The sequence below is a fragment of the Deinococcus sp. genome, assembly GCF_018260555.1.
Taxonomy (GTDB): domain Bacteria; phylum Deinococcota; class Deinococci; order Deinococcales; family Deinococcaceae; genus Deinococcus.
Map to the genome: position 1 here is coordinate 33,875 of NZ_JAGLBB010000010.1, position 24,433 is coordinate 58,307.

Annotated in this window: 23 protein-coding genes, 2 tRNA genes and 1 rRNA gene (1 of these 26 only partly in view); 14 read left to right on the forward strand and 12 right to left on the reverse strand. The window is 69.4% G+C overall.

Annotated features, from left to right (window positions below):
• Nucleotides 1-28 precede the first annotated feature (28 nt).
• From QZ271_RS03485 to QZ271_RS03505, 5 genes are all read left to right on the forward strand, one after another.
• Nucleotides 29-628 (forward strand): single-stranded DNA-binding protein, encoded by a 600-nt coding sequence (locus QZ271_RS03485; protein WP_291429011.1) that lies wholly within the window; start codon nucleotides 29-31, stop codon nucleotides 626-628.
• 121 nt (nucleotides 629-749) lie between these two features.
• Complete coding sequence (locus QZ271_RS03490; protein ID WP_291429013.1) at nucleotides 750-1,511, forward strand: metallophosphoesterase; 762 nt, start codon at nucleotides 750-752, stop codon at nucleotides 1,509-1,511.
• A gap of 253 nt (nucleotides 1,512-1,764) precedes the next feature.
• Nucleotides 1,765-1,840: transfer RNA gene (locus QZ271_RS03495), tRNA-Asp, on the forward strand.
• A 5-nt stretch (nucleotides 1,841-1,845) separates the two neighbouring features.
• Nucleotides 1,846-1,921 (forward strand) — tRNA-Phe (locus QZ271_RS03500).
• Between the two features lie 239 nt (nucleotides 1,922-2,160).
• Complete coding sequence (locus QZ271_RS03505) at nucleotides 2,161-3,258, forward strand: agmatine deiminase family protein (protein ID WP_291429015.1); 1,098 nt, start codon at nucleotides 2,161-2,163, stop codon at nucleotides 3,256-3,258.
• A gap of 64 nt (nucleotides 3,259-3,322) precedes the next feature.
• On the opposite strand, the gene QZ271_RS03510 is transcribed toward QZ271_RS03505, so the two are convergent.
• From QZ271_RS03510 to thrC, 3 genes are read right to left on the reverse strand one after another with little or no spacing between them, the layout of a single operon-like run.
• Nucleotides 3,323-3,997, reverse strand: a complete 675-nt coding sequence (locus QZ271_RS03510; RefSeq protein ID WP_291429017.1) for a DsbA family protein — start codon at nucleotides 3,995-3,997, stop codon at nucleotides 3,323-3,325.
• 39 nt (nucleotides 3,998-4,036) lie between these two features.
• A complete protein-coding gene (locus QZ271_RS03515) occupies nucleotides 4,037-5,053 on the reverse strand; it encodes a TrkA family potassium uptake protein (protein ID WP_291429019.1) in 1,017 nt (338 codons plus the stop codon).
• A 30-nt stretch (nucleotides 5,054-5,083) separates the two neighbouring features.
• Nucleotides 5,084-6,529 carry a threonine synthase gene (gene thrC / locus QZ271_RS03520; protein WP_291429021.1) on the reverse strand — a complete coding sequence of 482 codons (1,446 nt, stop codon included), beginning with the start codon at nucleotides 6,527-6,529 and terminating at the stop codon, nucleotides 5,084-5,086.
• Nucleotides 6,530-6,650: 121 nt separating this feature from the next.
• Between thrC and aguB the strand changes: the two genes are divergently transcribed.
• Nucleotides 6,651-7,541, forward strand: coding sequence for an N-carbamoylputrescine amidase (gene aguB, locus QZ271_RS03525; RefSeq protein ID WP_291429023.1), 891 nt, complete (start codon nucleotides 6,651-6,653; stop codon nucleotides 7,539-7,541).
• A 91-nt stretch (nucleotides 7,542-7,632) separates the two neighbouring features.
• Here aguB and QZ271_RS03530 read toward each other — a convergent pair whose 3' ends face one another.
• Nucleotides 7,633-8,280, reverse strand: coding sequence for a helix-turn-helix domain-containing protein (locus tag QZ271_RS03530; RefSeq protein WP_291429025.1), 648 nt, complete (start codon nucleotides 8,278-8,280; stop codon nucleotides 7,633-7,635).
• A gap of 80 nt (nucleotides 8,281-8,360) precedes the next feature.
• On the opposite strand from QZ271_RS03530, the gene QZ271_RS03535 reads away from it, so the two are divergent.
• Nucleotides 8,361-9,671, forward strand: a complete 1,311-nt coding sequence (locus QZ271_RS03535; protein ID WP_291429026.1) for a cytochrome P450 — start codon at nucleotides 8,361-8,363, stop codon at nucleotides 9,669-9,671.
• A gap of 15 nt (nucleotides 9,672-9,686) precedes the next feature.
• Here QZ271_RS03535 and QZ271_RS03540 read toward each other — a convergent pair whose 3' ends face one another.
• The 6 genes from QZ271_RS03540 to QZ271_RS03565 form a co-directional block, all read right to left on the reverse strand.
• Nucleotides 9,687-10,238, reverse strand: coding sequence for a hypothetical protein (locus QZ271_RS03540; RefSeq protein ID WP_291429028.1), 552 nt, complete (start codon nucleotides 10,236-10,238; stop codon nucleotides 9,687-9,689).
• Complete coding sequence (truA, locus tag QZ271_RS03545) at nucleotides 10,235-11,047, reverse strand: tRNA pseudouridine(38-40) synthase TruA (RefSeq protein WP_291429030.1); 813 nt, start codon at nucleotides 11,045-11,047, stop codon at nucleotides 10,235-10,237. The genes QZ271_RS03540 and truA overlap by 4 nt, the downstream gene beginning before the upstream one ends.
• A gap of 12 nt (nucleotides 11,048-11,059) precedes the next feature.
• A complete protein-coding gene (gene csaB, locus QZ271_RS03550) occupies nucleotides 11,060-12,037 on the reverse strand; it encodes a polysaccharide pyruvyl transferase CsaB (RefSeq protein ID WP_291429032.1) in 978 nt (325 codons plus the stop codon).
• On the reverse strand, nucleotides 12,034-13,884 hold the full coding sequence (locus tag QZ271_RS03555; protein ID WP_367114298.1) for a DUF5693 family protein: 1,851 nt from the start codon (nucleotides 13,882-13,884) through the stop codon (nucleotides 12,034-12,036). The genes csaB and QZ271_RS03555 overlap by 4 nt, the downstream gene beginning before the upstream one ends.
• Before the next feature lie 319 nt (nucleotides 13,885-14,203).
• Nucleotides 14,204-14,803: a uridine kinase gene (gene udk / locus QZ271_RS03560; RefSeq protein ID WP_291429056.1), complete on the reverse strand. Its 600-nt coding sequence runs from the start codon at nucleotides 14,801-14,803 to the stop codon at nucleotides 14,204-14,206.
• Between the two features lie 11 nt (nucleotides 14,804-14,814).
• Nucleotides 14,815-15,852 (reverse strand): Glu/Leu/Phe/Val dehydrogenase dimerization domain-containing protein, encoded by a 1,038-nt coding sequence (locus tag QZ271_RS03565; protein WP_291429034.1) that lies wholly within the window; start codon nucleotides 15,850-15,852, stop codon nucleotides 14,815-14,817.
• 333 nt (nucleotides 15,853-16,185) lie between these two features.
• On the opposite strand from QZ271_RS03565, the gene QZ271_RS03570 reads away from it, so the two are divergent.
• Nucleotides 16,186-17,682, forward strand: coding sequence for an E3 binding domain-containing protein (locus QZ271_RS03570; RefSeq protein ID WP_291429036.1), 1,497 nt, complete (start codon nucleotides 16,186-16,188; stop codon nucleotides 17,680-17,682).
• 178 nt (nucleotides 17,683-17,860) lie between these two features.
• Here the strand turns inward: QZ271_RS03570 and QZ271_RS03575 are convergent, their stop codons facing one another.
• Nucleotides 17,861-18,919 (reverse strand): Lrp/AsnC family transcriptional regulator, encoded by a 1,059-nt coding sequence (locus tag QZ271_RS03575; RefSeq protein ID WP_291429038.1) that lies wholly within the window; start codon nucleotides 18,917-18,919, stop codon nucleotides 17,861-17,863.
• A gap of 95 nt (nucleotides 18,920-19,014) precedes the next feature.
• Between QZ271_RS03575 and QZ271_RS03580 the strand changes: the two genes are divergently transcribed.
• From QZ271_RS03580 to QZ271_RS03605, 6 genes are all read left to right on the forward strand, one after another.
• Nucleotides 19,015-19,308, forward strand: coding sequence for an Lrp/AsnC ligand binding domain-containing protein (locus QZ271_RS03580; protein ID WP_291429040.1), 294 nt, complete (start codon nucleotides 19,015-19,017; stop codon nucleotides 19,306-19,308).
• A gap of 95 nt (nucleotides 19,309-19,403) precedes the next feature.
• The gene (locus QZ271_RS03585; protein WP_291429042.1) at nucleotides 19,404-20,318 is read left to right on the forward strand and encodes a glycine betaine ABC transporter substrate-binding protein; all 915 of its coding nucleotides are present in this window, start codon (nucleotides 19,404-19,406) and stop codon (nucleotides 20,316-20,318) included.
• Between the two features lie 193 nt (nucleotides 20,319-20,511).
• Nucleotides 20,512-21,636 carry an ABC transporter permease gene (locus tag QZ271_RS03590; protein WP_291429044.1) on the forward strand — a complete coding sequence of 375 codons (1,125 nt, stop codon included), beginning with the start codon at nucleotides 20,512-20,514 and terminating at the stop codon, nucleotides 21,634-21,636.
• Nucleotides 21,633-22,619, forward strand: coding sequence for an ABC transporter ATP-binding protein (locus QZ271_RS03595; RefSeq protein ID WP_291429046.1), 987 nt, complete (start codon nucleotides 21,633-21,635; stop codon nucleotides 22,617-22,619). Before QZ271_RS03590 ends, QZ271_RS03595 begins: the two co-directional genes overlap by 4 nt.
• Nucleotides 22,616-23,347 (forward strand): ABC transporter permease, encoded by a 732-nt coding sequence (locus QZ271_RS03600; protein ID WP_291429048.1) that lies wholly within the window; start codon nucleotides 22,616-22,618, stop codon nucleotides 23,345-23,347. The genes QZ271_RS03595 and QZ271_RS03600 overlap by 4 nt, the downstream gene beginning before the upstream one ends.
• Nucleotides 23,348-23,640: 293 nt before the next feature.
• Nucleotides 23,641-24,147 carry a CarD family transcriptional regulator gene (locus tag QZ271_RS03605; protein WP_291429050.1) on the forward strand — a complete coding sequence of 169 codons (507 nt, stop codon included), beginning with the start codon at nucleotides 23,641-23,643 and terminating at the stop codon, nucleotides 24,145-24,147.
• Nucleotides 24,148-24,393: 246 nt separating this feature from the next.
• On the opposite strand, the gene QZ271_RS03610 is transcribed toward QZ271_RS03605, so the two are convergent.
• Nucleotides 24,394-24,433 (reverse strand): 16S ribosomal RNA (locus QZ271_RS03610); its annotated part runs 269 nt beyond the window's last position; the annotation flags it as partial.

Sequence of the window (24,433 nt, forward strand, 5' to 3'; positions counted from 1 at the left end):
GCGCGGGCAACCCGGTACACTCCAGGGCATGGCTGAACCTCACCGCGTGCGCGACGCCCTGCGCGCCAGCATGACCGCCTGGGCCACCCTGACCGTCCGGGACGATCAGGCCCGCGTGACCCTCGCCCCGGACCTCGATGTGCTCGCCCCGTACCTCGATCAGATCGACCCCGCCTGGAGTCTCACCTGGGCGTGTGACAGCGTCACGCCGCCCGTCGTGCGCGCCCGCCTGACCGTGCACGGCGCCGCCCGCGAGGGACTGGCGACCGCGCACACCCTGCACGACGCGAAACTGGCCGCGCTGGCCGAGATGGCCCGCAGCTACGGCGTGCGCCCCACCAGCGACCCCGTCTGGGTCGAGTACGACCCGGAAGACGGCGCGAACACCACCGAACTGGAAACCGACACGCCCGCCCCCGCCGACCTCCCCGAACGACCCCTGCCCCCCACGCCACCCCGCGACCCGCAGATGGAAAAAGCGCGCCGACACATCGAAGACCTCCTCGATCAACTGAACGTTGCCGGGCGCGGCGGTGAGGCCGCCCGCATCCTCATGCGCGGCTACGGCGAAACGCTGGAAGAAAGCCGCGCCATCTACAAGGAACTGCACTCCATCCTCAAAGGCTGAAAACGGAGTTCCAGACTCCGCACGCCCGCACGCACCCGACCCACGCGCGACGCGGGGCTCCGCCAGTCGCCCGCCAGCCCCCATCGGGGGGGAAGCCCGGCATCCCGTAGACTGACAACCGATGCGGAAGTTCCTGGCTTTCGGTGATGTGCACGCCGACTTCGACACCCTCTGGGCCGCCCTGCGCGCCGCCAGCTGCGCCGACACGAACGGCCAGCCCACCCCGCCCGTGCAGGCCGGACTGTACCAGGTTGTCCTGATCGGCGACCTGGTGCACCCCAAGAACGACCGCGAGTACAGCCGCCTGACCGGCCTGCCCAGCTTCGAGCCCAAGAACCCCGACCACCTGTTCCTCGCGGCGCGCGAACAGGTCAAGCACCTCGACCGCCTGCGCGAGTACCAGAGCGCTGCGCCGCACGCCATTCACATCATCCTGGGCAACCACGACGACGCCGTACTGAACACCAGCTTCCTGCTCGGCACCAGCGGCGGCCTCGTCCACGCCGAATTCGACCCGGATCACGGCGGCATCCACCTGCCCGACCAGCTGAAACACTGGATGCAGTCCTTCGCCCGCGAACTCAGGGTCGGCACCGTGCAGTTCGCGCACGTCTCCCCTCTTCCCGGCCACACGCACTACGACGACCTGTTCTACGCCGACCGCAGCCCCAAACGCTGGTTCCTCGAAACACCCGAGTACGTGCAGATGGCCGGCCTGAGCTTCGGCGTGTACGGCCACACCCAGATCGAGGACGGCATCCTGCTCGACGAAACACACCACCTCGCCATGATTGACGCCCTGCACAGCCGCGAGTACCTGGAACTCATGCTGAACCCCGAACAGCCCGACCCGCTGATCAGTGTCCGCGCCGTCCCCTTCTAAGTACACTGCGTTTATCTTGTCGATAAACTGCGCGGAGCGCGGAGCACAAGAAAGTACGTTGGAGCGGGAATGGAGAGGTTCCGGTGCTTTCCCGGCATGGCGCCATGTGAGCTTCAAGGTACTTAACCCGCCCGCTTCTGACCTGCCCCACTGTGACCGACCCTCGCCGCCTGCAACTGGTTGACAACCGTAAGAGCCGCCGCTATCCTTAACCCCGCTGCTTTTACAGCGGCGCACCAGTAACTTCCATCATGGTCCGGTAGTGTAGCGGTTAGCATATCTGCCTGTCACGCAGAAGGTCGCGGGTTCAAATCCCGTCCGGACCGCCAAGGAAGGCTAGGTAGCTCAGCTGGTAGAGCAAACGACTGAAAATCGTTGGGTCGCCGGTTCAAGTCCGGCCCTGGCCACCACCACAGGAAATCCTCGTCCCAGACGGGGATTTTTCCTTTTATGCACAGTTGATATTTCGGTTCAACGGGCAGTGCCGCGGACTGCCTTCTGCTACGTCAACAACGCGGAATCCGCGCTGCTTCTCCTCGCCCTGCGGCGCAGCTCTGCAGGCTCGCCCGGATGGAAGGGTTGTTGCAGACCACTCCACCGGAGTGCGGTTCGGACCATCGGCGCAGTCGGGTCTGTTTTAATGTCGGGCATGTCCGACCTCTCCCCTGCCGTCACTCCGCACGACGCCCCGCATGACCCCACGCCCCGCGAGCTGGGGTTCAGCATGCCGGCCGAGTGGGCCGAGCATGCCGCCACCTGGATGAGCTGGCCCGCCGACGACGACCTGTGGTTCGGTCACCTGAGCGGCGTACGCGCCGAGTTCGCCGGGCTGGTGCGGACGGTCGCGCGCTTCGAGCCGCTGCACCTGCTGGTCCGCGACGAGGAGAGCGAGACCGACGCCCGAGCCCGCCTGGAAGGCGCGGACGTCACGTATCACCGCGTGCCGCTGGATGACGTGTGGGTGCGCGATAACGGCCCGATCTTCGTCCGGCGCGCGCAGTCCGGGGGGAGCGGCGACCTGGCCCTGACGGACTGGCAGTTCAACTCCTGGGGCGGCAAGTTCCACTGGGAGAACGACAACCGCGTGCCCGAGTACGTGGCCGCGCAGCTGGGCACGCAGCGCTGGGCGCAGCCGTTCGTGCTGGAGGGCGGCGGCCTGGAAGTGAACGGGCTGGGCGTGGGCCTGACCACCCGTTCGTGCTTCCTGACTGACACCCGCAACCCCGGCCTGACCGAGGAGGGGTACGCGGCGCTGCTGGCCGACACGCTGGGCGTGCGCAAACTGCTGTGGCTGGACGGCGGCCTGGAGAACGACCATACGGACGGGCATATCGACACCATCACGCGCTTTACTGATGAGCGGACCATCGTCACCAGCGTCGAGCGCGACCCGGAGGACCCGAACCACGCGGTCATGGCGAACAACCTCGCGGACCTGCGCGCCATGACCGACCAGGACGGACAGCCCTTCCGCATCGTGGAACTGCCGCTCCCTGCGAACTACCTGGAGGGTGCGGAGGGCCGCCTGCCGCCTACCTACGCGAACTTCTACATCGGGAACGGCTTTGTGGTCGTCCCGCAGTACGGCGACCCAAACGACGCCCGCGCCCTGGAGGTCCTGACGCCGCTGTTCCCCGGCCGCGAGGTGATCGGCCTGAGCAGCCGCGCGATCATCGAGGGGGGCGGCAGCTTCCACTGCGTGACGCAGCAGCAGCCCACCGGGACGCCCTGGCAGCAGGAAGGCTGACCCACCCCCAGCCATTCCAGCTGCCGCCGCTGGGGCTGCGTCCGCGCCGTCCACAGGGTGAGCGTCAGGCGCGGCGGGCGGGGCGATTCCGGGCGCGTTTGATGGTCGCCACGCCCGCCCCGTCGCGCAGGACGGTCACGTACAGGTTCCACCACGCGCGGGCCTGCGCGGGGTCACGGGTCAGGTTCTCGAAGCGGTAGTACGCGGCCTCGCCGGTCGGGAGGACGAAGGTGGGCGTGCCGAACACGCCGATATCGGCGGCTTCATGCAGGTCAGCGCGCAGCGCGGCGCGCAGGCCCGCGTCGTCGCTCAGGTCGGCGGCGAAGCGTTCCGGGTCCAGCGCGGCCTGCACGGCGGCGGCCTGGATGGTATCGGTGGTCAGGGGCTGGCCGTGTTCGTGGCGGGCGCGGAACAACGCCAGTGAGAACGCCCACACGGCCTCCTCGCCCTGCCGGGCGGCGGCCTGGGCGGCCAGGAACGCGGCCAGACCGCCCTGCTGGTACTCGCTGCCCTCGTGGGCGGGCTGATCGGTCAGCCACCACGCGGTCTGCGCCTGCCCGGCGTTGTCAGCGTGGTTGCCCTGCACCAGCGAGAAGTGCCGCAGCGTGAACGCCTCGCCCTCTGCGCGCAGCGCGGCGGCCAGTTCCACGCCTCGCCACGCGTAAGGGCACAGGAAATCCATGAACACGTGGCTAGGCTGCGGGGTGGGCTGTCCGGGGGTGGCGTGCGCGTCGGTCATGTCGGGCACGCTAGCACCCGCCCCGCCGGAGCGGAAAGATCAGCTGGGCTGCACTCCTACGGCACTGGCCCCAGCGGCCCTGCTCCCGGCGGTGCGGTGTCCCTCGACGGCCTCTACCTCGGCGGCTGCGCCTGCCACCAGCACGGTGTCCCCGGCCTGTAACTCGTCTCCGGCGCGGCAGCGGATGGGGTGCCCGCCCCGCCAGATGGCCACGATCAGCGCGCCCGTCTCGCGGCCCAGGGCTTCGACCGTCTGCCCGACCAGGGTGTCGGGCACGCTGATCTCGCGGATGATGAAGTGATCGCTGGTCACGTCGCCGCTGAGCAGGCGGCTCAGGCGCGGGGCGAGCATCATGGCGGCGATGCGGTTTCCGCTGAGCTGGTAGGGGTTCACGACCTCGTCCGCTCCGGCGCGGCGCATCTTCTGCGCGGCCCTCTCGTCACTGGCGCGCGCGATCACGCGCAGCGCCGGGTTCAGGCCCTTGGCGGACAGCACCACGTACAGGTTGCTGGGGTCGCTGTTGATGACCGTGACCAGTGACTCGGCCCGTTCGGCCCCGGCGCGGCGCAGTACGTCCTCGTCGGTGGCGTCACCGACGAGCGTGTGAATGCCCTGGCCCTGCGCCCACTCCAGGTGCTCGGATCGGTGATCGATCACGACCACGTCCTTGCGCGCCGCGCGCAGGGCGACGCACACGGCCTCGCCCACCTGCCCGTACCCGCACACCACCGTATGTCCCCGCAGGTGAATCAATTTGCGCTCCTTTCGCCGCCGCACGGCCAGCGGGTCCGTCAGGCCGCGCACGACCGTCTCGGCCAGCAGGGTCAGCAGGTACAGCATCAGGCCGATCCCGACGAGCATCAGCAGGGTGCTGAACACCTTGCCGTCGGTGCTCAGCGGTTCGGGTGAGCCGTACCCGACGGTCGTCAGGGTCATGACCGTCATGAACACGCAGTCCAGCCAGCTCCAGCCTTCCAGCACCCGGTATCCGAGCGTGCCGAACAGCACCAGACCCACGATCAGGGTCAGCAGCAGGAGCGGGCGGCGGCGGTCCACAGGGAACAGTGTAGGGCGGCGCGGCCGGGTTCAGGTGGCGGCCCGCGTCCCGGCCAACCTCTCGGCAATGAAGTCCTTGAGGGTCTGCACGTCGTTCGGCAGGACCTCGAAGCGCTTGGGGGCGTGCTCGATACCCTCGAAGCGCGCGGGGCGCTCGGGCAGGCGGCCCACGGCTTCCTGCACGGTTTCCTCGAACTTGGCGGGGAGCGCAGTTTCCAGGCAGATCATGGGCACGCCGGGCCGCCGGTAGGCTTGCCCGATCAGGACGCCGTCGGCGGTGTGCGGGTCGATCAGGCGGCCGTGCTCGCGGTCCACGCGGCGGATGGTGTTCAGGCGGTCCGTATGGGTGCTGCGCCCGGACTTCAGGCCGCTGACCTGCACGGCGTTCCAGTGGGGCGTGCCGCGCAGATCCACGGGGCGGCCCTCACCGACGTCCTGCCACCAGCCGTGCGTCTGCGGGGCGTCGCTGCCCGTGATCAGGTACAGGTAGCGTTCGAAGTTGCTGGCCTTGCCGATGTCCATGCTGGGGCTGCTGGTCATGGCGACCTGCCCGGCCGGGCGAACCTGATACACGCCGCCCGTGAAAAAGTCGTTCAGCACGTCGTTCTCGTTGGTGGCGACGATCAGCTGCCCGACAGGCAGGCCCATGCTGCGGGCCAGGTACCCGGCGAACACGTTCCCGAAGTTCCCGGACGGCACGCTGAAGTCCGCCTCCTGCCCTTCCGGGAGGTTCAGGCTCAGGTACGCGCGGAAGTAGTACACGGCCTGCGCCAGCACCCGCGCCCAGTTGATGGAGTTCACGGCTCCGATCTCGTAGCGGGCCTTGAAGTCCGCGTCGGCGTTCACGGCCTTCACGAGGTCCTGGCAGTCGTCGAACACGCCCTCCAGGGCGATGTTGAAGATGTTGGCGTCGTGCAGGCTGAACATCTGCGCCTGCTGGAACGCACTCATGCGGCCGTGCGGGGAGAGCATGAACACGTTCACGCGGGCCTTGCCGAGCATGGCGTACTCGGCGGCCGAACCCGTATCCCCGCTGGTGGCGCCCAGGATGTTCAGCCGCTCGTCGCGCGCTTCCAGCACGTACTCGAACACCTGCCCCAGGAACTGCATGGCCATGTCCTTGAACGCCAGCGAGGGGCCGTTCGACAGTTCCAGCAGGAACAGGCCGCCCCCGTCCGGTCCCGCCTCTCCCAGGGGGGTCAGGGGCGTGATCGCCTCACTGTGAAACGCCTCCCGGGTGTATGTGGCGCGCAGCAGACCGCGCAGGTCGTCTTCCGGGATGTCGCTGATGAACGGCCGCATGACCTCGAAGGCCAGGTCCGCGTAACTCAGGCCGCGCCACGCCCCGATCTGCGCGGGCGTGAAGGTCGGAATGCGCTCGGGCATGGCCAGGCCGCCGTCCGGGGCCAGTCCCATGAGCAGAACGTCCGAGAAACCTCCCAGGTCCCGCATGCCGCGTGTGGAAACGTACTTCATACGGTCACTCTAAAGGCCGCCCGCGTTCCGCACGGCGCGCGGGGCTAGCCAGACCGGCCCTCCCGGGCACACCGGACGGGGCGCACCATCCTGACGGGCCGCATCCGGTAGCGTGGGGGGCATGAGAGCCCCCGACACCGTGAAGCTGGCCGTCGTGCAGATGCACGTCACGGATCAACTCGAAGACAACGTCACGCGCGCCGCCGCGCACGTGCGCAGCGCCGCCGCGCAGGGCGCGCAGGTGATCTTGCTGCCGGAACTGTTCGAGAATCTGTACTTCTGTCAGGTGGAACGCGAGGAGTACTTTGCGCTGGCGCACCCGCTCGAAGGCCACCCGTTCATCGGGCGTTTTCAGGAACTGGCGCGCGAACTGGGCGTCGTGCTGCCCGTGTCGTATTTCGAGGCGGCCGGGCAGGCGCACTACAACAGCCTCGTGTGCATCGACGCGGACGGCACCCTGCTGGGCAACTACCGCAAGACGCACATCCCGGACGGCCCCGGCTACGAGGAGAAGTACTACTTCAATCCCGGCGACACCGGCTTCAGGGTCTGGCCCACCCGCTTCGGGCGCGTGGGCGTGGGCATCTGCTGGGACCAGTGGTACCCGGAAACGGCGCGCGCCCTCATGCTTCAGGGCGCGGATTTCCTGCTGTACCCCACCGCCATCGGCAGTGAACCGGCCGAGGTCCAGACGCCCAACAGCCACCACATGTGGCAGCGCGCCATGGTCGGCCACGCCGTGAGCAACAGCACCTACGTGGCCGCCGCCAACCGCATCGGGACCGAGGTCGTGGGCGGCCTGAACCAGACGTACTACGGGCACACCTTCATCAGTGACTACACGGGCGAAATCGTCGCGGAACTGGCCGAAACCGAGGAAGGCGCCCTGATCCACACCCTGAACATCGCCGAGGCCCGCAAATTCCGCGCTGGCATGGGCTTTTTCCGCGACCGCCGCCCCGAACTGTACGGGTCACTGCTGACGCTCGACGGCGTGACCCGCCGGGCCTGAGAAAACCTGAGGAAAAAGTGGGCGGGTGGGGAAGGTCGGGAGTGGGCGGTAGACTGGCGTTCCCGCCTCCATTCCCGACTTTCCCCCCGGTCTACTCGCCGGTGTCGGGCGCGAGGTTCACGCGGTACAGGTACAGGTGCGGCCCGTCCCGGGCGGCGTAGCGGGCCAGCAGGTCGTGCAGGTCGCGTTGCAGGGCCTTGGCGTCCTCGCGGCTCAGGTGCAGGGTGCCCCACTCGACGCTCAGGGCGGGCGCTTCGGGACGCAGCAGGTCGTGCACGTCGAACTCCTCGGCAGTGGGCGTGACGTCCATGACCACACTGCCCGCGTGGCGGTACAGGCGAACGGCGATGTCGTTCTCGCGCCGGATCAGCGGCACCCCGGCCTGCACGACCGCGCGCCGGAAGCGCTCACTGAAGGTGTCCTCGTGCAGCGAGATCAGGTCTTCCAGGCTGCCCAGCGGCGTCAGGTGGTACGGGATGAGCAGGGCGTCACTGACGGCCCGGTAGTGCCGCAGCGGGCGGCCCCGGCGCGCCTCGAGACGCGTGACGCGGATCAGCCCGGCGCCCTGCAGGCGGCCCAGGCGGTGGTGCGCGGCGTTCAGGGGTTGCCCGGCGGCGGCGGCCAGCGGGGCGGCCGTCCACTCGCGGGTCATCAGGAGGCGCAGCAGGTCGGTGTAGGCGGGGTTCAGGGCCAGCCGGGCGGCGTGCGGGTCTTCCAGGCGCGTCCAGGCTCGCGGCATGCCCGCAGCGTAGCGCGCCCCACCCGGTCTACTCGACGCGGGTGCTTGACGGTCGAGTAGACCGGGGCGCACGCTGGAGCATGACCAATCCAGCGCAGGCGGCCCAGACGACGGCAGGGACGGCGGCAGGGACGGCAGCACAGACGCCGTTCATGCCCGAACAGCAGCGCATGCAGGCGTCCGTGCAGGCATCCGTGCAGTCTCTGTGGCACCCGCAAACCATCCCGGACCCGTACCCGGCGTACGCGGCGCTGCGCGACCTGAACCCGTCGGGCGTGCTGAGCGTGCCGGAATGGCACGTGACGTTCGTCACGTCGCACGCGGTGAACAGCGCCGTGCTGCGCTCCCCGCTGGCGCGTTCGGGCGCCGCCATCTCGCAGGTGCCGGGCGACACGCAGGCCACCCGACTGCTGCAACCCATGATGCTGTTCCACAACGGCCCCTCGCACGCCCGGTTGCGGGGGCTGGTGCAGGCGGCCTTCACGCCGCGCGTGGTCGAGGCGCAGCGCGAACTGGTGCAGACGGTACTGACCGAGCTGCTGGACGCCCTGCCCACCGAACGGGACGTGGACCTCGTGGCCGGACTGGCCGCGCCGCTCCCGGCCCGCGTGATCATGCGGATGCTAGGCCTGCGCGGCGATGACGAGGCAAGATTCATGCGCTGGACCCAGAGCGTCGCGGACCTGCTGGGCGGCGCGCAAGGCAACCCGGAGCTGCTGGCCCGCATCGAGGCGGACGCCAGGGAGATGCGCGCGTACTTCCGTGACCTGGCCGACGAACTGCGCGCCCACCCGCAACCCGGCCTGCTGAGCGCCATGGCCGCCGCCCAGGACGGGCGAGGGCGCCTGAGCAGCGACGAACTGCTCTCGAACGCCGTGCTGCTGCTGGCCGCCGGGCATGAGACGACCAGCAACCTGATTCCCGGCGGCCTCCTGGAACTCGCCCGGCAACCCCAGGCCTGGGCCGCCCTGGTCGCCCGCCCGGACCACCCGAACGTCGCGGACGAACTGCTGCGCGTCGTGTCCCCCGTGCAACTCGACGGGCGCAGCCTGTCCGGCGACCTGACCACCAGCGGCGCGGACGGCCAGCCCCTGACCCTCCCGGTCGGAATGCACGTGCAGACCCTGCTGGCCGCCGCCAACCGCGACCCCAGCGTGTTCCCCGACCCCGACCGTATTGACTGGGACCGCCCCAACAGCGCCCGGCACCTCGCCTTCGCCGCCGGCGCGCACTACTGCCTGGGCGCGTCCCTGGCCCGCCTGGAAATCGCGGAAGTATACGCCGCGCTCGCCCGCCGCTTCCCGAACCTGACCGTCACCGACCCTACGCCCCCGTTCAAGGCGAACCTCATCCTGCGCGGCCCGCAGGAACTCAGGGTGCAGCTCGGGTAGGCCAGGGAGGCAGAGCTACCCCCTCTCGATCCAGAACACGCCGCCCACGCCGACGCGGGGCGCGAGGTGCAGTTCGCTGCCGTCCACGAGGAGCGTGGCAGGCAGGATCGCGCCGGGCTGGTAGGCGCTCAGCAGGCCGTGATGCCGGAGGCGCGCGCTGAATTCCAGACCCACAGCGGGCGTTCCGGCGGTGAACAGGCGGTGCAGGTGGCGTTCCAGCGCGTCGGCGCGGCGCACGCCCCACAGGCCGCGTGCCCGCAGCCCAGGGCCCTGTGCGCGCAGCCAGGCGTTCGTGCCGGTCAGCCAGTCCCAGGGCAGTGCGGCGCGTTGCCCCCCGCTGGCGGGGACGATGAAGGCCCGCTGCGCGCTCAGCAGTTCGGCGGCCAGCGCGCCGCGTGGCGGCAGGGGGCCGCGTGGCGGCAGGGGCCGCTCCAGTCGGTCGGCGTGCCACCGCAGCAGGCACGCGGCGCTCAGGGGGCCGCAACCGACCAGCGCGCCGCGCACGTTGCCCTGGCCGCCGTCGTGCGGGGGGCGCGGGCCGGTGAGGGCGTGGGGGTCGTGGGTCACGCGGACCCGATCTCCGGGAAGCCCTCGTCAGCCTCGAATCCCGAATAGCGGGCGCCGGTGAAGGACAGGCCGTGCGCGGGGACGTTCGCGCCGGCCTGTGACCGCTGCCGCGAGTGCAGGATGGCGGCGGCCTGCGCGGGGCTCAGGCGGCCCTGCCCGGCCAGCAGCAGCGTGCCGACCAGTCCGCGGACCATGTGCCGCAGGAAGCTCTCGCCGTGCACGTGGATTTCCCAGATCAGGGGGCCGGGCTGCACGCGCAGCTCCCTGAGTTCGCGCACGGTCTGGCGGTCTTCCTGGGTGGCGAACGCCGCGAAGTCGTGCGTGCCGGTCAGCGCGGCGGCGGCGGCGTTCATGGCGTCTGGGTTCAGGGGCTGGGGGACGTGCAGGGCGCGGCCGTGCCAGTGCGGGTGCCGCTGCGGGTGCATCAGCAGGCGGTACACGTACTGCCGCTCGGTGCACGAGAAGCGCGCGTGGAACCCGGCGGGCGCGTCGGCGGCGTGCAGGGCGGCCACCGTGGGCGGCAGGTGGGCGTTCAGGGCGCGGGCCAGTCTGGCGGGGGGCACGCGGAAGGTGTCGGGTACGTCCACGTGCACGGGCATGGCCTCGGCGTGCACGCCGGCGTCCGTGCGGCCGGCCGCGACGGGACGGAACTCACCGCCGCCCAGCTGCGCCAGCGCGCCGTGCAGGGCGTCCTGCACGCTGGGCAGCGCGGGCTGCGATTGCCAGCCGGCGAACGGCGCGCCGTCCCAGGCGACCCGCAGCAGCAGGCGGCGGTGGCCTGCCGGTGGACGGTAGTCCGGTCGGGTCACGCGGGCAGGAACCTAACGGTACAGGGCGCGGCCGAAGCTCTGCGCGGCCCGGAGTTTCATGTCCTCGACGGCGTTCCAGTCAGGCACGACCCGCCGCAGGGCTTCCTCGGCCACCTGCGCGGCGTTCAGGTCGGTGGGGTGGGCGGGCGCGCCAGCGTCGGCGCAGAAGCCCTGCACCTTGGGATCGTAGGCGACGCCGGTAAAGGGCGTGCCGGTCGCGGCGGCCAGGATCACGGCGTGCAGGCGAACCCCGATCACGTACCCGCTGGCGGCGATGGCGTCCAGCGCTACCTGCGGGTCGCGGGTGCTGATCACGTCGTCCGCGCCGAGGCTGTACGCGGCCTCGTCGTCCTGGTCGGGCATGAAGCTCAGGGCGGTGACGTGTCGGCCCTCGTCGCGCAGGCGGCGGATCACGTCCCTGAGTTTTCCGGTGGCGTCGGTCACGTCGCCGCGCGGGGCGACGATCACGCGTCTCAGGTCGCGCACGGTGGGCGCGGCGCTCAGCAGCAGGGCGGGGTCGCCGCCCAGTTCGGCGCGCACGCCCAGGCTGCCCAGGGTGTCCAGGCTGCCCTGGTCGCGCACGATCACGGTCACGCCGCGCAGCGCGCGGGCCACGCGGCGGCCGCCCTGTTCGCTCAGGGGGCCGACACTCTGATTGAACACGACCACGCGCAGGCCCATGAATTTCGCAAGGCGGATGATCGCCAGGTAGTACGTGAGCGTGCGGGCACTCGTCCTGTCCTGGAGCAGGCCGCCCCCGCCGGACAGCAGCACGCGCGAGCGCATGAGGGCGCCCAGCACGGCGGCGGGTTTCATGCGTTCGGCGCTCTGGCAGTCGTAGGTGCGCGCGGTCTCGGCGGGGGTGTTCGACAGCAGCAGCGGCTCGGCGCTGTACTTGCGCAGTTCGCGGGTGATGGCCAGGGCGATGGCCTCGTCGCCGGTGTTCCCGAAGCCGTAGTAGCCGCTGACGGTGACGGTGGCGCGGGTCATGCCTTCGCCAGCCGCGCCCCGTGCGTGTGCCACAGGCGCAGCGCCGTGCGCACAGCCCAGATACCGATCAGACCGGCGATCAACCCGATGCCCAGGCCCAGGAAGCAGCGCGTGGCACTGATCAGCAGCGGCGTGTGAAAGTGAGAGAAGGTGTTCAGGATGCTGGACTGACCGACCACGCCACCCAGGATCAGCATGGCGCCGAAGTAACCGGGCAGCACGCCGCTCAGGCCGATGAGGCCCAGTGGGTGCCCGGCCATCTCCTTGAAGCGCGGGCGCACGAGGCTGTCTTGCAGGTCCTGGCGGATGCGGGCCTCGGTGTCGCTGACGCTGGCTCCGGTGGCGTTCCCGCGCCGCAGGAACACCAGCGTGAACACGGCCAGCGCCAGGCCCATCACGACCACGTCACCCAGCTTGATGGGCGCTTTGTAGATGTCCCGCGCGGTCTGCCGCAGGTCCTGGCGGGGCAGGAAGCTCAGGGCGACCAGCAGCAGCGGCAGCGCCAGGGTCAGGCCCACACCCCGGAACGGTTCGAGGCCCAGCACGCTGTCGCGGTTCGCGCCGAGCGCCGACACGAACAGCACGCCGCACAGGCTCAGGCCGGTCGCGATGAACCAGTCGGTCACGCGGGCGCGGCGCAGTACCATGCCGAGTGCAGGGAAAGTCACGGCGGCGATCAGCGCGCCGCCCGCAAAGGGATCAAGGCCGTTCAGGAGCAGGGCCAGCGCGCCACTGGCGGCAGCGACCAGCAGGCCCAGGCGGGCGAGCGGGAAGCTCAGGCCCAGCAGCAGCAGCGCCGCGACCGGCCCGATCAGGCTCAGGAGGCGCAGGGTCGTGTTCTCGGTGAAGGGCGTGATGACCGGCTCGGCGATCTTCACGCCGGACCTGCCCAGCAGTTCGGTGGTGCGCGCCAGCAGTTCCTCGGTCTCGTTGATGGTCGGGTAGGGGCGCAGGTACAGCAGGCGCATGGAGCGCTCGCGGGCCGCGAGGTTGTACTTGCTGGCCAGCGTGAGGGGGTCCAGGCGGTTTTGCCAGGCGGGGTTCACGCTGAACGCCCGGGCCGCGCCGTGTGTGGCGATCAGCGTGTCCAGGCCGCGCTGCGGGGTCGCCTCGATCAGCGCGGGAATGCGTTTGCCCATGCGTTCGTTGATCTGGTCCAGCAACTCCGGTGTGCGCGCCCCGATGACCTCGTCGCCGTTAAAGGCGATGAACGGCACATCCGGCCAGTCCGCGCCGGGCTCGCGCACGGCGTCGTCGGCGTACGGGCGGTACACGACCATGTACCCCTTGGCTTTCAGTTCGCTGATCAGGGCGGCGTTCGGGCCGGTCGGCAGGAAGGTGGGGTCCGTGGGCCACTCGGTCCAGGTGAACCCGCCGACCTGCACCTGCCGGGTCGGAATGGTGAAGCGGGCGGAGAGGCCCTCGGCCACGCCTGGTTTCAGGGACCGCACGTACACGTTCTGCGGATTCACGGCCGCGCCGGGAAAGTCGGCTTTCAGGTCCGCGCCGCTGCGCTGGTACACCTCGCCGCGCTGCGCGAGGTTCCCGATGACGTCCTCGTAGATGGCGACGCTGTTCACGCCCAGTTTCTGGTAGCGGTCCATCAGCGCCTGCGGTTCCATGCCGAACCGGCGGGCCTGCGTGGCCACGGCCGGGTAGTCCATGACCAGCGCGGCCGTCTTCTCGCCTCGTTCGTAGTTCACGCGCCCGACGGCCAGCAGCAGCGCCGGAATCAGGGACAGCAGGATCAGACCCAGCAGCGCTGGAGTCCAGGGGTGACGGGACGGCGGCGGAACGGTCATTCCGCCCTGGGCAGGCGCGTCGCGGGTGGGGGCAGCATCGGTCACAGGCACATCCTAAAGGGGAAAAACAGCGGCAGTGGGCGAACGGGAAACCGAGCAGCTCAGCCCGGAGCGGCCGGAACGGTCCATGGTGCGGTGCAGGGGCCTGCCGGGTCGTCCATCCAAAGGAGTGTCCGGAACGCGGCCGCGGCCCGCAGTCGGGGCAGGCAGCCTCCGGGCAGGGCGTGCCATACGGACTGCGGCCAATTCGGTGCCGTTCCGATGGAGTCCGGGCGGATGCGAGGAGGAAGGGCAGACGCCCCTTCGCGGTATGGAGCCGCAGGGGGTGTCTTTCCGACTGCGGCGGAATGGAGCGGAATCCGTATCAGATGGTGGTACGGATGCGGGCGGCCAGCATGTCCAGCGCCGGTTCGTTCATGCCGCCGTGCGGAATGATCACGTCCGCGTAGCGTTTGGTGGGTTCCACGAAACTCAGGTGCATGGGCCGCACGTACTCCAGGTACTGCTCGATCACACTTTCGGGCGTGCGGCCGCGTTCCTGCGTGTCGCGCAGCAGGCGGCGGATAAAGCGCACGTCGGCGTCGGCGTCCACGAACACTTTCAGGTGCATGCGGGCGCGCAGCGCCTCGTCGTACAACGCGAAAAACCCTTCCAGCACCACGACCGGGCCGGGCAGCACCTTGGTGGTCTGCGCCGAGCGGGTGTGGTTCGTGAAGTCGTACTCGGGCATGTCGATGGGCACCCCGGACAGCAGCGCGTCCACGTGTCGGCCCAGCAGCGCCCAGTCGAACGCGGCGGGGTGGTCGTAATTGGTTTTCAGGCGGGACTCGAAGGGAATGTCGTCCTGGTTGCGGTAGTAGTTGTCCTGGTTTAAGACGGCCACGCCCCCGGGCCCGACCGTTTCGATCACGCGGCGGGTCACGGTGGTCTTGCCGCTGCCGGACCCGCCGGCCACGCCGATCATGAACGGAACGCTCACGCGCCCTTCCCGCCCAGGCTGCCGATCAGGTCAATGCGGCGCTCGGCCATGCGGCGCGCCACGACGTGCGGGGCCTTGCCGTACTGCTCGGCGACGCCCGTGATGCGGTTCACCGTCTGGTAGATGCGCTCAGCCGACTGGTTCATGTCCAGACCCGTGGCCGCCGAGATCAGCCCCGCAGAGTTGATGGCGAAGTCCGGCATGTACACGATTCCGGCTTCCTTGACAGCCTCCTCACCCCGGCGGGTCAGGGGGTGGTGCTCGCCACCGGCGATCAATCGGCATTGGAGTCGCGGCACGTCCTGACTGCGGATGGAGTGCCCGTACCCGCAGGGGGCCAGGATGTCGCACGGCACGTCCAGCAGTTCATGGCACCCCACGACGCTCACGCCGCTCAGCGATTCGGCCAGGGCCTGCGCGCGCTCCGGGCGGTCGTCGGCCACGGTCAGGCGGGCGCCCTCGCGGTGCAGGTGAACGGCCAGCGCGCGCCCGACCGCCCCGACGCCCATGATGGCCACGCGCACGCCACGCATGCTCTCGGACCCCAGGGCGTGCCGGGCGGCGGCTTTCATGCCCCGGTACACGCCGTACCCGGTGACGGAGCTGGTATCGGTGTGCATGCCCAGCGTGGACCCGGTTTCCTGCGCCACGAAGGCAATGTCGGCCGGGCTGACCCCGATGTCCTCGGTCAGGACCACGCGGGACTCCATGGGCCGCACCTGCCGGCCCAGCGCGCGGAACAGCGCTTCTCTGGCATGCGGGTCTTCCACGCCGGATTCCGGCATCATCAGGACGCACGCGCCACCGCCGTAATTCAGGCCGGCCAGCGCGGCTTTCAGGGTCAGGCTTTCCGAGAGCGCCAGCGCGCCCTGCACCGCCAGTTCTTCATCCTGTTCGCGTAACCGCACCCCGGCAATGGCGGGCCCCAGCACGGTCGAGTGAATCGCCAGTGCGGCGCGCAGGCCACTGGGAGCGTGGTGCAATAACGTCAGGGCTTCATGGCCGCGTGACTGCATCTCCTCAAGTATCAACATTCGGGACTCCTGTGCCGCGCCCGCCCGCCACTGCTGCGGCGCGCGGTAACGCCCTGAAGCCTACCACCGCCCCCGCCGCCGCAACAGCAGGGAGGCGCGCGGGGGTCCTGGCCCCCCCGTCCCCTGCGCGCCGCGGGACCCGCCTACCGTGGCCCGGAGGTCAGCAACGGCGTGAAAGAGCACGGTGAACGCTGTCAGACGCCCGACCCTGCAAGCATGCTCATGCTGGTGTCCCGCCCTGCATTCTGCGTGGTTCCCTGCAGCCACATGAAAAAACTTGGTGTTCCGGCAGACTGAAGTCCCTTACAATGGGGCGAACAGAGGGGGAATTGAATGGAACGGATTGCTCCGCTCGCCAAAATTCTGGCAGAAGCGAACGGGATTGACTGGCAGAAACTCAACGGGACCGGAAGCGACGGGATGATCGTCGAACAGGACATCCTGAATTACCTTTCCCGCGTCATGAGCGGCGAGGAAGATCCGCCCAGCACGCCGGTGGACCCCACCCCCGCCGGCTGGACCGGGGATGAGATTCCCAGCGCCGACATCCTGAACAAGGCTGGCATGAACGCCGACATGCTCAGCCGCGCGGGCGTCGATAGCGACATCACCCCGTTCGTGGAGCAGGCGCGCACGGCCTCGCCGCAGCTGCCCGCCACCCCGCCCGCCAGCACCCTGGCCGACGTGGACCTGGAATTCGAACTGGACGACCGTACGCCAGTCCTGGCCGCTCCGCAGATCGCCGATACCGCCGCGCCTGGACTGGCTGCCAGCCTGGGCAGCCAGCTTTCACTCCTGTACCCGAAACTCACGCCGGAAACTGCCCCGCAGGCCACTGCTCCTGCCATCACTGCGCCTGCGATCACGGTGTCTGTCACGACGCCCGCCTTCACGGCGCCCATGGCCGCCGAGCCAGAAGTGACCGCACCCCCGCTCCACCTGTCCGATCTGACAGTACCCGACGTGCAGGTTATGGCGCCAGCGGCGCCCAGCAGCGTGCCCGCGTTCCACTTCGGCGCCACCCCAGCTGTCCAACCGGAAGTGCCAGAGGCCAGGCCCGGGCCAGATCACGCCTGGACGCCCGCCATGCCCACCTGGACGGATGGCCGTCAGGCCGACGATCACGCCTGGACGGAACCGGCCCAGGCCGCCGCACCTGCTACGGACGCAGCGCCGATTAAAGACGCAGCGCCAGTTAAAGAAGCACAGGCGACCCCAGCCGCCGCAGAGGAGGAGCCGATAAAAGCTGCTCCGGCCGGGGAGCTTCAGCCTGACCCGGAGCAGGAACCCCAGGTGCTGGTCGCGCCGGTCGTGGTGGCCGCGACCAACTCCACGCAGGTCGTGCACGCGCCGGGCGAGGTGAGCCCGGCGAACGCCGTGTGGTTCGGTGCGTACCTGCGCCGCGACGCGAACGTGGCCGCGCTGCACGACCTGCAAGGTCAGGTCAGCGCCGCGCTGAATCAGGCGCTTCCGCTGGGCCTGCTGGTGGCCCGCGCCGCCGTGCGTCACGCGGATACCCTGAACCTGGGCCGTGTGGCCGTGCAGGGCGACCGCCACACGCACCCGGTCGGGACCGGCAGTCTGCGCGACGCGCTGGCGCAGCTGGACACCGCGTACGACGGCGACGCCCCGGACCTGCTGATCGTGGACGCCAGCGCGCATGGTCTGGATGACCTGCACTACCCGCACACCCTGACCCTCAGCGTGGGCCGCACGCACGATGGCCGCGCTCCGCTGAGCCTGAACGGTGACGTGGACGCCGCCCGCGCCGCGAAGTTCCTGGCGCAGGTGGCCGGGACGCTGGAGCAGCCCATCCTGCTGGTGCTGTAAGCGCCCGTATGACACCACCGTCGGAAAGGCGCCGCCTGCGGCTCCATACCGCCCAATTCGTATGCTGTTCCCACTCGCATCCGCTCGGATTGATCCGGAAGTATGCCGAATTAATCGGAATCCGTATCATATCTGCTACGGACTGCCGTCTATTCCCACTCGCTCTGCCCGTTGCGGCTTACGCCTCGGTGCCCAGGTGTTCTTTGGCCCAGCCGTAGAATTCCGGTTTGTAGAATTCCAGGCGCACTTTCTTGTATTCCTTGGTGGAGTACAGGATGTCGTGTGGAACGCCCTGCGCGACTTCCTGCTCGATGGCGCTGATCTTCCCGAAGGCTTCTTCCTTGCTGCGGCCGTGAACCATGGTGAAGATGGTGTAGGGCCATTCGGGGTAGGTGGGCCGCAGGTAGCAGTGTGAGACGGCCTTGAATTCGGCCATCTGGCGGCCGACTTCGGCCACGCTGTCCTGCGGGACGGCCCAGACGCCCATGGCGTTGAAGGTGAAACCGGCTTTCTGGTGGCGGAACACGGCGGAGACGCGGCGCAGCGCTCCGGCGGCTTTCATCTTCTCGGCGTGCGCGGCGACCTCGTCGATGCTCAGGCCCAGCGCGGCGCAGGCGTCGGCGTAGGGTTCCTCGGTGACCGGCAGGTCCTTCTGGAATTCCGTGACGAAGGCCCGGTCGAGGTCCGTGACCGCGTAGCCGATGTTGCGCTGCTCGCTGGTGTACTGGGGTTTGGCCTTGGCGTTCCAGTCTTCCTTGCCGGTCATGTCGAATTCCACGCCGATCTTGAACAGGTGCAGGGTGGGCATCAGGCGGGTCAGGCGCGCGCCGCTCAGTTCATGGAGTTTCTGCACGTGCGCCTCCAGGTCACTTTCGGGCGGCACGGCGATGGTGTACCAGAGGTTGAAGCGGTGGTTGCGTTTGTAGTTGTGGCTGACGCCGGGGTGCTGGTTCACGATCTCGGCCCCGGCGTCAAGCTGGTCCTCGTCGTGCACGGCGGCCACGAGGCTGCTCTGGTAGCCCAGGGTGCGGGTGTCGAAGATGGCGCTGACCTGCCGCAGCACGCCCTGGGCTTTCACCTCGCGCAGGATGCTCAGGGCCTCGGCTTCGGTCAGGCCGACGTCCTGCGCGATGACGGCGTAGGGCCGCCGGGTGATGGGGATGTCGCGTTGAATGCGGTTCAGGAGCTGCTCGCGTGGCGTGGGGGCAGGCTTGGGCGCGGCGGCGGGTGCGGTCATGTCTGCACCATACGCGCCGGCGGGGCGGCGAAACGTCCCCGAACGAACGGTCAGGCGGGTGCAGTGGGGGCCGGTGTGGGCGCACAATGGCGGGCATGGTAACGGCGATCGTGATGGTTCAAGCAGAGCGGCAGCGGGTGCAGGAGACAGCCGAGGCGCTGGCCGGCGTGCCGGGCGTGCGCGAGGTCTACTCCGTGACGGGCGAGTGGGACATCGTGGCGATCCTGAAAATTGCCCGCTACGAGGACCTGGACGACGTGGTGACCGGGCACCTGCGCAAGGTCGAGGGCATCGCGCGCACGCAGACGATGCTGGCATTCCGCACGTACAACGAGGCGCTGCTGGATCAGGGCTTCGGGGTGGGACTCGACGAGAGCCAGGAGCGGTAGGGGGAAGCGGGGCGCGTTTAAGAAGTCTTTAGAGGCCTGCGGGTTTTGTGACCTGCCCTACCGGTATCTCCTGGGTCGGCGGGTACGTTGACCGTATGCGCCGCACACTCCTTCTGCCTGCCCTGCTTCTGGGCACCTCTCTGGCCAGCGCCGCGTCCGCCAAGCCCATCGTGGTGGGCAGCAAACTCGACCCGGAAGCGCAGATCCTGGGTCAGATGATCGTGCTGAGCCTGAAGAACGCGGGCCTGGACGTGACTGACCGCACGAACCTGGGGGATACCGGCGTGAACCGCAAGGCTATCCTGGCGGGCGAGATCGACGTGTACCCCGAGTACACCGGTAACGCTGTGTACCTCTTCCCGAAGGCGAAGATCACGGCCAAGCAGGCGGGCAATACTGGCACCATCTACGGGCTGGCGCGTCAGCTGGACAGCAAGAACGGCGTCACGTGGCTCAAACCGGCGGCCGTGAACAACACCTGGGTGATCGCGGTCCCCGGAGTCCTGGCGAAAAGCGCCCGGCTGAACACGGTCGCGGACCTTGCCCGTTACGTGAACGGCGGCGGCAAGCTGAAACTGGCGGGCAACCCTGAATTCTTCAACCGGCCCGACACCATGCCAGCTTTTGAAGAGGCGTACGGCTTCAAGCTGAAGGCCGATCAGAAGCTGATCCTGGCGGGCGCCACGCCCCCCCAGACGCAGCAGGCCGCCGCGAACGGCACGAACGGCGTGAACGCTGCGATGGCCTACGGCACGGACGGCACGCTGGCGGCGCTGAAGTTGGTGGCCCTGAAAGACCCCAAGGGTGCCCAGGCGGTGTACCAGCCCTCCCCGATCATCCGTACGGCGACCCTGAAAGCCAACCCGCAGATCGAGGCGATCCTGAACAAGACCTTCGCCACGCTGTCCCAGGCGACCATGCAGGGCCTGAATGCCAAGGTGGCGCTCGAAGGCCGCACGGCGCAGGCCGTGGCGCAGGAATACCTGAAAGCCAAAGGGCTGATCAGGTAAGCGCCGTGGATGGGGGCGCTGCACTGGGGTGGGCTGGCCGAAGTTTCTTTCCGCGCTGGGACTTTCCCCCTCCGCATGCGGGCCGTCCATGAGTGATCCGGCAGACAGGGGGGTAGGAGCCGAGAGGCTGCCGGCCCCCTCTTTTGCTGGCCCTGCTTCTGCCCCCCGGTCAGGGGCAGGCGCGCGGGGCGACGTGCAGGCGGTGCTGCTCCTGGCGGCCCTGCCGATGCTGGCGGGGGCGTGGTTGCCCTGGGTGCTGCTGCGCCCCAACCGCCTGGCGCCGGGCGAGTACCTGCGCCTGCCGCCCGTGTGGGTGGCGGCGCTGCTGGTCCTGGCACTGCTACCGCTCGCCGCGGCCCGCTGGCGGCCTGCGCTGACCTGGGTCCCGGCCACGCTGGCGCTGCTGCTGGCCGTGTGGCTGCTGGGCACCCGCACGGGCGCGGCGCTGGTCGGGCAGGCGGCGTTCGCGCGGGCCAGTGCTGCCAGCGGCGCGTGGCTGACCCTGCTGGGGGCGGGCGTGGCCCTGTACGGGGCGCGGCTGTGTACCCGAGCGGCGGGCCGTCCCGCCTGGACTGGGCTGCTGTGGGCGGCGGGAGTGGGGGCGCTGCTGCTGAACGGCACACTGTCGAACTGGTCGGTGCTCGTCGAGGCGCGCAGCGAGGGGCCGCGCTGGGTGCAGGAGCTCGCGCAGCACCTGCGGCTGGTCAGCACGGCACTGGGGCTGGCCGTTCTGATCGGCGCGCCGCTGGCCGTGTGGGCGTCCGGGCGCGAGCGGGTGGCGGCGGCCGTGCTGGGCGTGGCGAACGCCGTGCAGACTATTCCCAGTCTGGCCCTGCTGGGCCTGCTGATCGCGCCGCTCTCGGCCCTGGCGAACGCCTTCCCGGCGCTGCGATCGGCGGGCGTGAGTGGTATCGGGGTCGCCCCGGCCCTGACGGCCATGACCCTGTACGCGCTGCTACCGGTGCTGAGAAACGGCGTGGTGGCCCTGCTGGGCGTGCCGGCCGGCGCGGTGGACGCGGCGCGCGGCATGGGCATGACGGCCGCGCAGCGCTTCTGGCGGGTCGAGTTGCCGCTGGCGCTTCCGGTGTGGCTCAGCGGGGTGCGGCAGGCGGCGGTGCTGCTGGTGGGCGTGGCGGCCGTGGCCTCGCTGATCGGCGCGGGCGGGCTGGGCACGTACATCTTCAAGGGCCTTCAGAGTGCCGCAACCGACCTGATCCTGCTGGGCGCCGTCCCGGCGGCGCTGCTGGCCGTCGCGGTCGACGCGGCGCTGCGCGGCCTGGAAACACTGCTGGGAAGGCGCCTGGGGAGGGCTGCGTGATCGAACTGCACCACCTGGAGAAACGGTTCGGCGGGTCGCTCGCCGTGCAGGACCTGAACCTCATCTTCCCGGACGGGGAACTCACGGCGCTGCTGGGCCCGTCCGGCTGCGGCAAGACGACCACGCTGCGCATGATCAACCGCCTGACTGAACCCAGCGGGGGCCGCGTGCTGCTGGGCGGGCAGGACACCCGCACCCTGAAACCCGAGGCGCTGCGCCGGGGCATCGGGTACGTGATCCAGCAGGTGGGTCTGTTCCCGCATCTGAACGTCGCGCAGAACGTGGCGACCGTGCCGGACCTGCTGGGCCGCGACCGCCGGGCCACGGCCGCCCGCGTGGATGAACTGCTGGACCTCGTGGGCCTGGACCCGGACACCTTCCGGCACAAGCGGCCCGGTGAGCTCTCGGGCGGGCAGGCGCAGCGGGTGGGCGTGGCCCGCGCCCTGGCCGCCGATCCACCTGTACTGCTGATGGACGAACCGTTCGGGGCGCTTGATCCCCTGGCCCGCGACCGCCTTCAGGACGCCTTCCGTGACATTCAGCGGCGACTGCGCAAGACGGTCGTGATGGTCACGCACGATATCGACGAGGCGCTGCGCCTCGGGGACCGCGTAGCCCTGATGAACGCCGGGCGGCTTGAGCAGTTCGGTACGCCCGACGACCTGATTTACCGGCCTGTCAGTGACTTCGTGCGGCAGTTCCTGGGTGAGGACGCCGCGCTGCGCCAGCTCGCGGGTCAGCCGGTGGGCCGCTTCATGGTGGCCCTGCACGGCCCAGATGGGTTGCAGCCGGGCCGCGCGGGCACAGGCGGGGCAGCCTCCCCCCTGCCAGCCGTGGCGGTCGAGGAGACCCTGAACGCCCGCAGCGCCCTGAGTGTCCTGCTGCGCGAGGGCACGGACCGCCTGACCGTCACCCGAGGCGGCCAGCCGGTCGGAACAGTCGGCTGGCACGACCTACGGGCCTCTGGGCCGGAGCGTCCTTGAACGCGGCTCGCCGCACGGGGGGGCGGCTGGGGAACTGGGCGGCGCTGCTCTGGCCCGCGCTGCTGCTGATCTGCCTGATTCCCGGTGTGCTGCCCGGCCTGATCAATCCGCTCGGGCTGGGCAATGTCGGGGCGTTTGAGCCTCCCCTGTGGCGGCTCACGCTCACGCACCTGGGTCTGGTGCTGCTGTCTTGCGTGATTGTGCTGGGCCTGGGGTTGCCGCTGGCCGTGGCCGTCACCCGCGCGCGCCGCGACGCCCTGCGGCAACTGGCCGAGACCCTGGTGGGCCTGGGGCAGACCGTCCCGACCCTCGCAGTCCTGGCGCTGGCCGTGCCGGTCCTGGGCTTCGGCTGGGCGCCCACGCTGCTGGGCCTGATCGCCTACGGGCTGGTGCCGGTCGTCAGTAACGCCGTGGTGGGCCTGCGGGGGGTGTCGCCAGGGGCGCTGGACGCCGCGCGCGGCATGGGCATGAGCGCCAGACAGCGTCTGTGGCGGGTCGAACTCCCACTGGCACGCCCGGTCATCCTGGCCGGCGTGCGCACCAGCACGGTGTACAACGTCGGCACAGCCACGGTCGGTGCGGCGCTCGGGGCGGGCGGCCTAGGCGAACCGATCATCAATGGCCTGTCGCAGCAGAACACAGCCCTGGTGCTGACCGGAGCCGTGCTGGCCGCGCTGCTGGCCCTCAGCCTCGACGCGCTGATGTCCCTGTTCGCCGCGCCCCACTGATCAATTACGGCGCAGATTAAACAATCGCTTAATGATGACCTTCCCCGCAGTTACGCCTCTGCTCAGCTAGGATAAAAGGCATGCAGCTTCGCAGGCTTCCCTCACAGCGTCGTGCCGGAACGCCCGTCTCTGCACGTCCACTGCGCCTCTACACCGCGATTCACTAGGGTTACCTCCAGCCCAGGCCTCCGCTGGGCTGTTTTTATGAGCATGTGAACGCTGCGTCGGTTCCAGGCAGCCCGTGGGCCTCGCCTCTTCAGAGCACACCCCCGTACGCCTCAAGAGGTGACACCTTGAAACAGACTGCCTTTCAACCCGGTGACCGAGTCGTTCTTCCCCCCTACGGCATTGGTGTGGTGCGGGGCACCTGCCTGCAACCCATCCTGGGACAGTCACATGCGTACTATCAGGTCGAATTCGCCAACACGACCAGCCGGGCGTTCGTGCCGGTCGCCGCGCCCGACAGTGCCGGCATGAGGGCCGCCCTGACCGCGCGTGACATGCCGGCCCTGCTGGACTCCCTGAAGACCAGCCGCTTGAACCTGCCCCGCCAGTGGTCGGCCCGTCACCGCCGCGTGACCGAGATTCTGGTCAGCGGCAACCCCTTCGAACTCGCCATCCTGACCTGCGAACTGCGCCGCTGGAACGTGGAACGCGGCCTGCCTGACCTGGACCGTCAGGCCTTCCGCCGCGCCATTAAATTGCTGGAACAGGAGGTCAGTGGATTGCAGGACCAGGGCGCGCAAGATGTGCAGACCCTGCTGCTCCACGTCTGGAACGAAACACCGCAGAGCAACTGAGATGCACTCATAGAGTTTGCCTTGGGATCAAGCAGCAGAAAAAGGGGTTCCGGGCTGAAGTTGGCGATCCGGCGCGTCAGCGGGTAGTGGGCGAACCAGCAGCGAGGCGGGTTGAACTGCTCACCGCACCCAGAGGAAGCAGCGCGGGTACAAAAGGCGCTGGGCCGGTCTTGGAAGACCGGCCCAGAGGAGAACAGCGTTACGCAGCCACGGGTGGCTGGGTGGCAAGAGATGTGGAACCTATAGAAAGGAGGTGATCCAACCGCACCTTCCGGTACAGTTACCT

Bases quoted from the DNA above. Each gene is read 5' to 3' on its own strand.
- QZ271_RS03530 (WP_291429025.1), bottom strand. From the start codon at position 8,280: ATGCCGCGAGCCTGGACGCGCCTGGAAGACCCGCACGCCGCCCGGCTG.
- QZ271_RS03565 (WP_291429034.1), bottom strand. From the start codon at position 15,852: ATGTTGATACTTGAGGAGATGCAGTCACGCGGCCATGAAGCCCTGACG.
- QZ271_RS03570 (WP_291429036.1), top strand. From the start codon at position 16,186: ATGGAACGGATTGCTCCGCTCGCCAAAATTCTGGCAGAAGCGAACGGG.
- QZ271_RS03575 (WP_291429038.1), bottom strand. From the start codon at position 18,919: ATGACCGCACCCGCCGCCGCGCCCAAGCCTGCCCCCACGCCACGCGAG.
- QZ271_RS03485 (WP_291429011.1), top strand. From the start codon at position 29: ATGGCTGAACCTCACCGCGTGCGCGACGCCCTGCGCGCCAGCATGACC.
- csaB (WP_291429032.1), bottom strand. From the start codon at position 12,037: ATGACCCGCGCCACCGTCACCGTCAGCGGCTACTACGGCTTCGGGAAC.
- udk (WP_291429056.1), bottom strand. From the start codon at position 14,803: ATGATCGGCGTGGCCGGCGGGTCCGGCAGCGGCAAGACCACCGTGACC.
- QZ271_RS03580 (WP_291429040.1), top strand. From the start codon at position 19,015: ATGGTAACGGCGATCGTGATGGTTCAAGCAGAGCGGCAGCGGGTGCAG.
- QZ271_RS03535 (WP_291429026.1), top strand. From the start codon at position 8,361: ATGACCAATCCAGCGCAGGCGGCCCAGACGACGGCAGGGACGGCGGCA.
- QZ271_RS03490 (WP_291429013.1), top strand. From the start codon at position 750: ATGCGGAAGTTCCTGGCTTTCGGTGATGTGCACGCCGACTTCGACACC.
- QZ271_RS03510 (WP_291429017.1), bottom strand. From the start codon at position 3,997: ATGACCGACGCGCACGCCACCCCCGGACAGCCCACCCCGCAGCCTAGC.
- QZ271_RS03505 (WP_291429015.1), top strand. From the start codon at position 2,161: ATGTCCGACCTCTCCCCTGCCGTCACTCCGCACGACGCCCCGCATGAC.
- aguB (WP_291429023.1), top strand. From the start codon at position 6,651: ATGAGAGCCCCCGACACCGTGAAGCTGGCCGTCGTGCAGATGCACGTC.
- QZ271_RS03585 (WP_291429042.1), top strand. From the start codon at position 19,404: ATGCGCCGCACACTCCTTCTGCCTGCCCTGCTTCTGGGCACCTCTCTG.
- thrC (WP_291429021.1), bottom strand. From the start codon at position 6,529: ATGAAGTACGTTTCCACACGCGGCATGCGGGACCTGGGAGGTTTCTCG.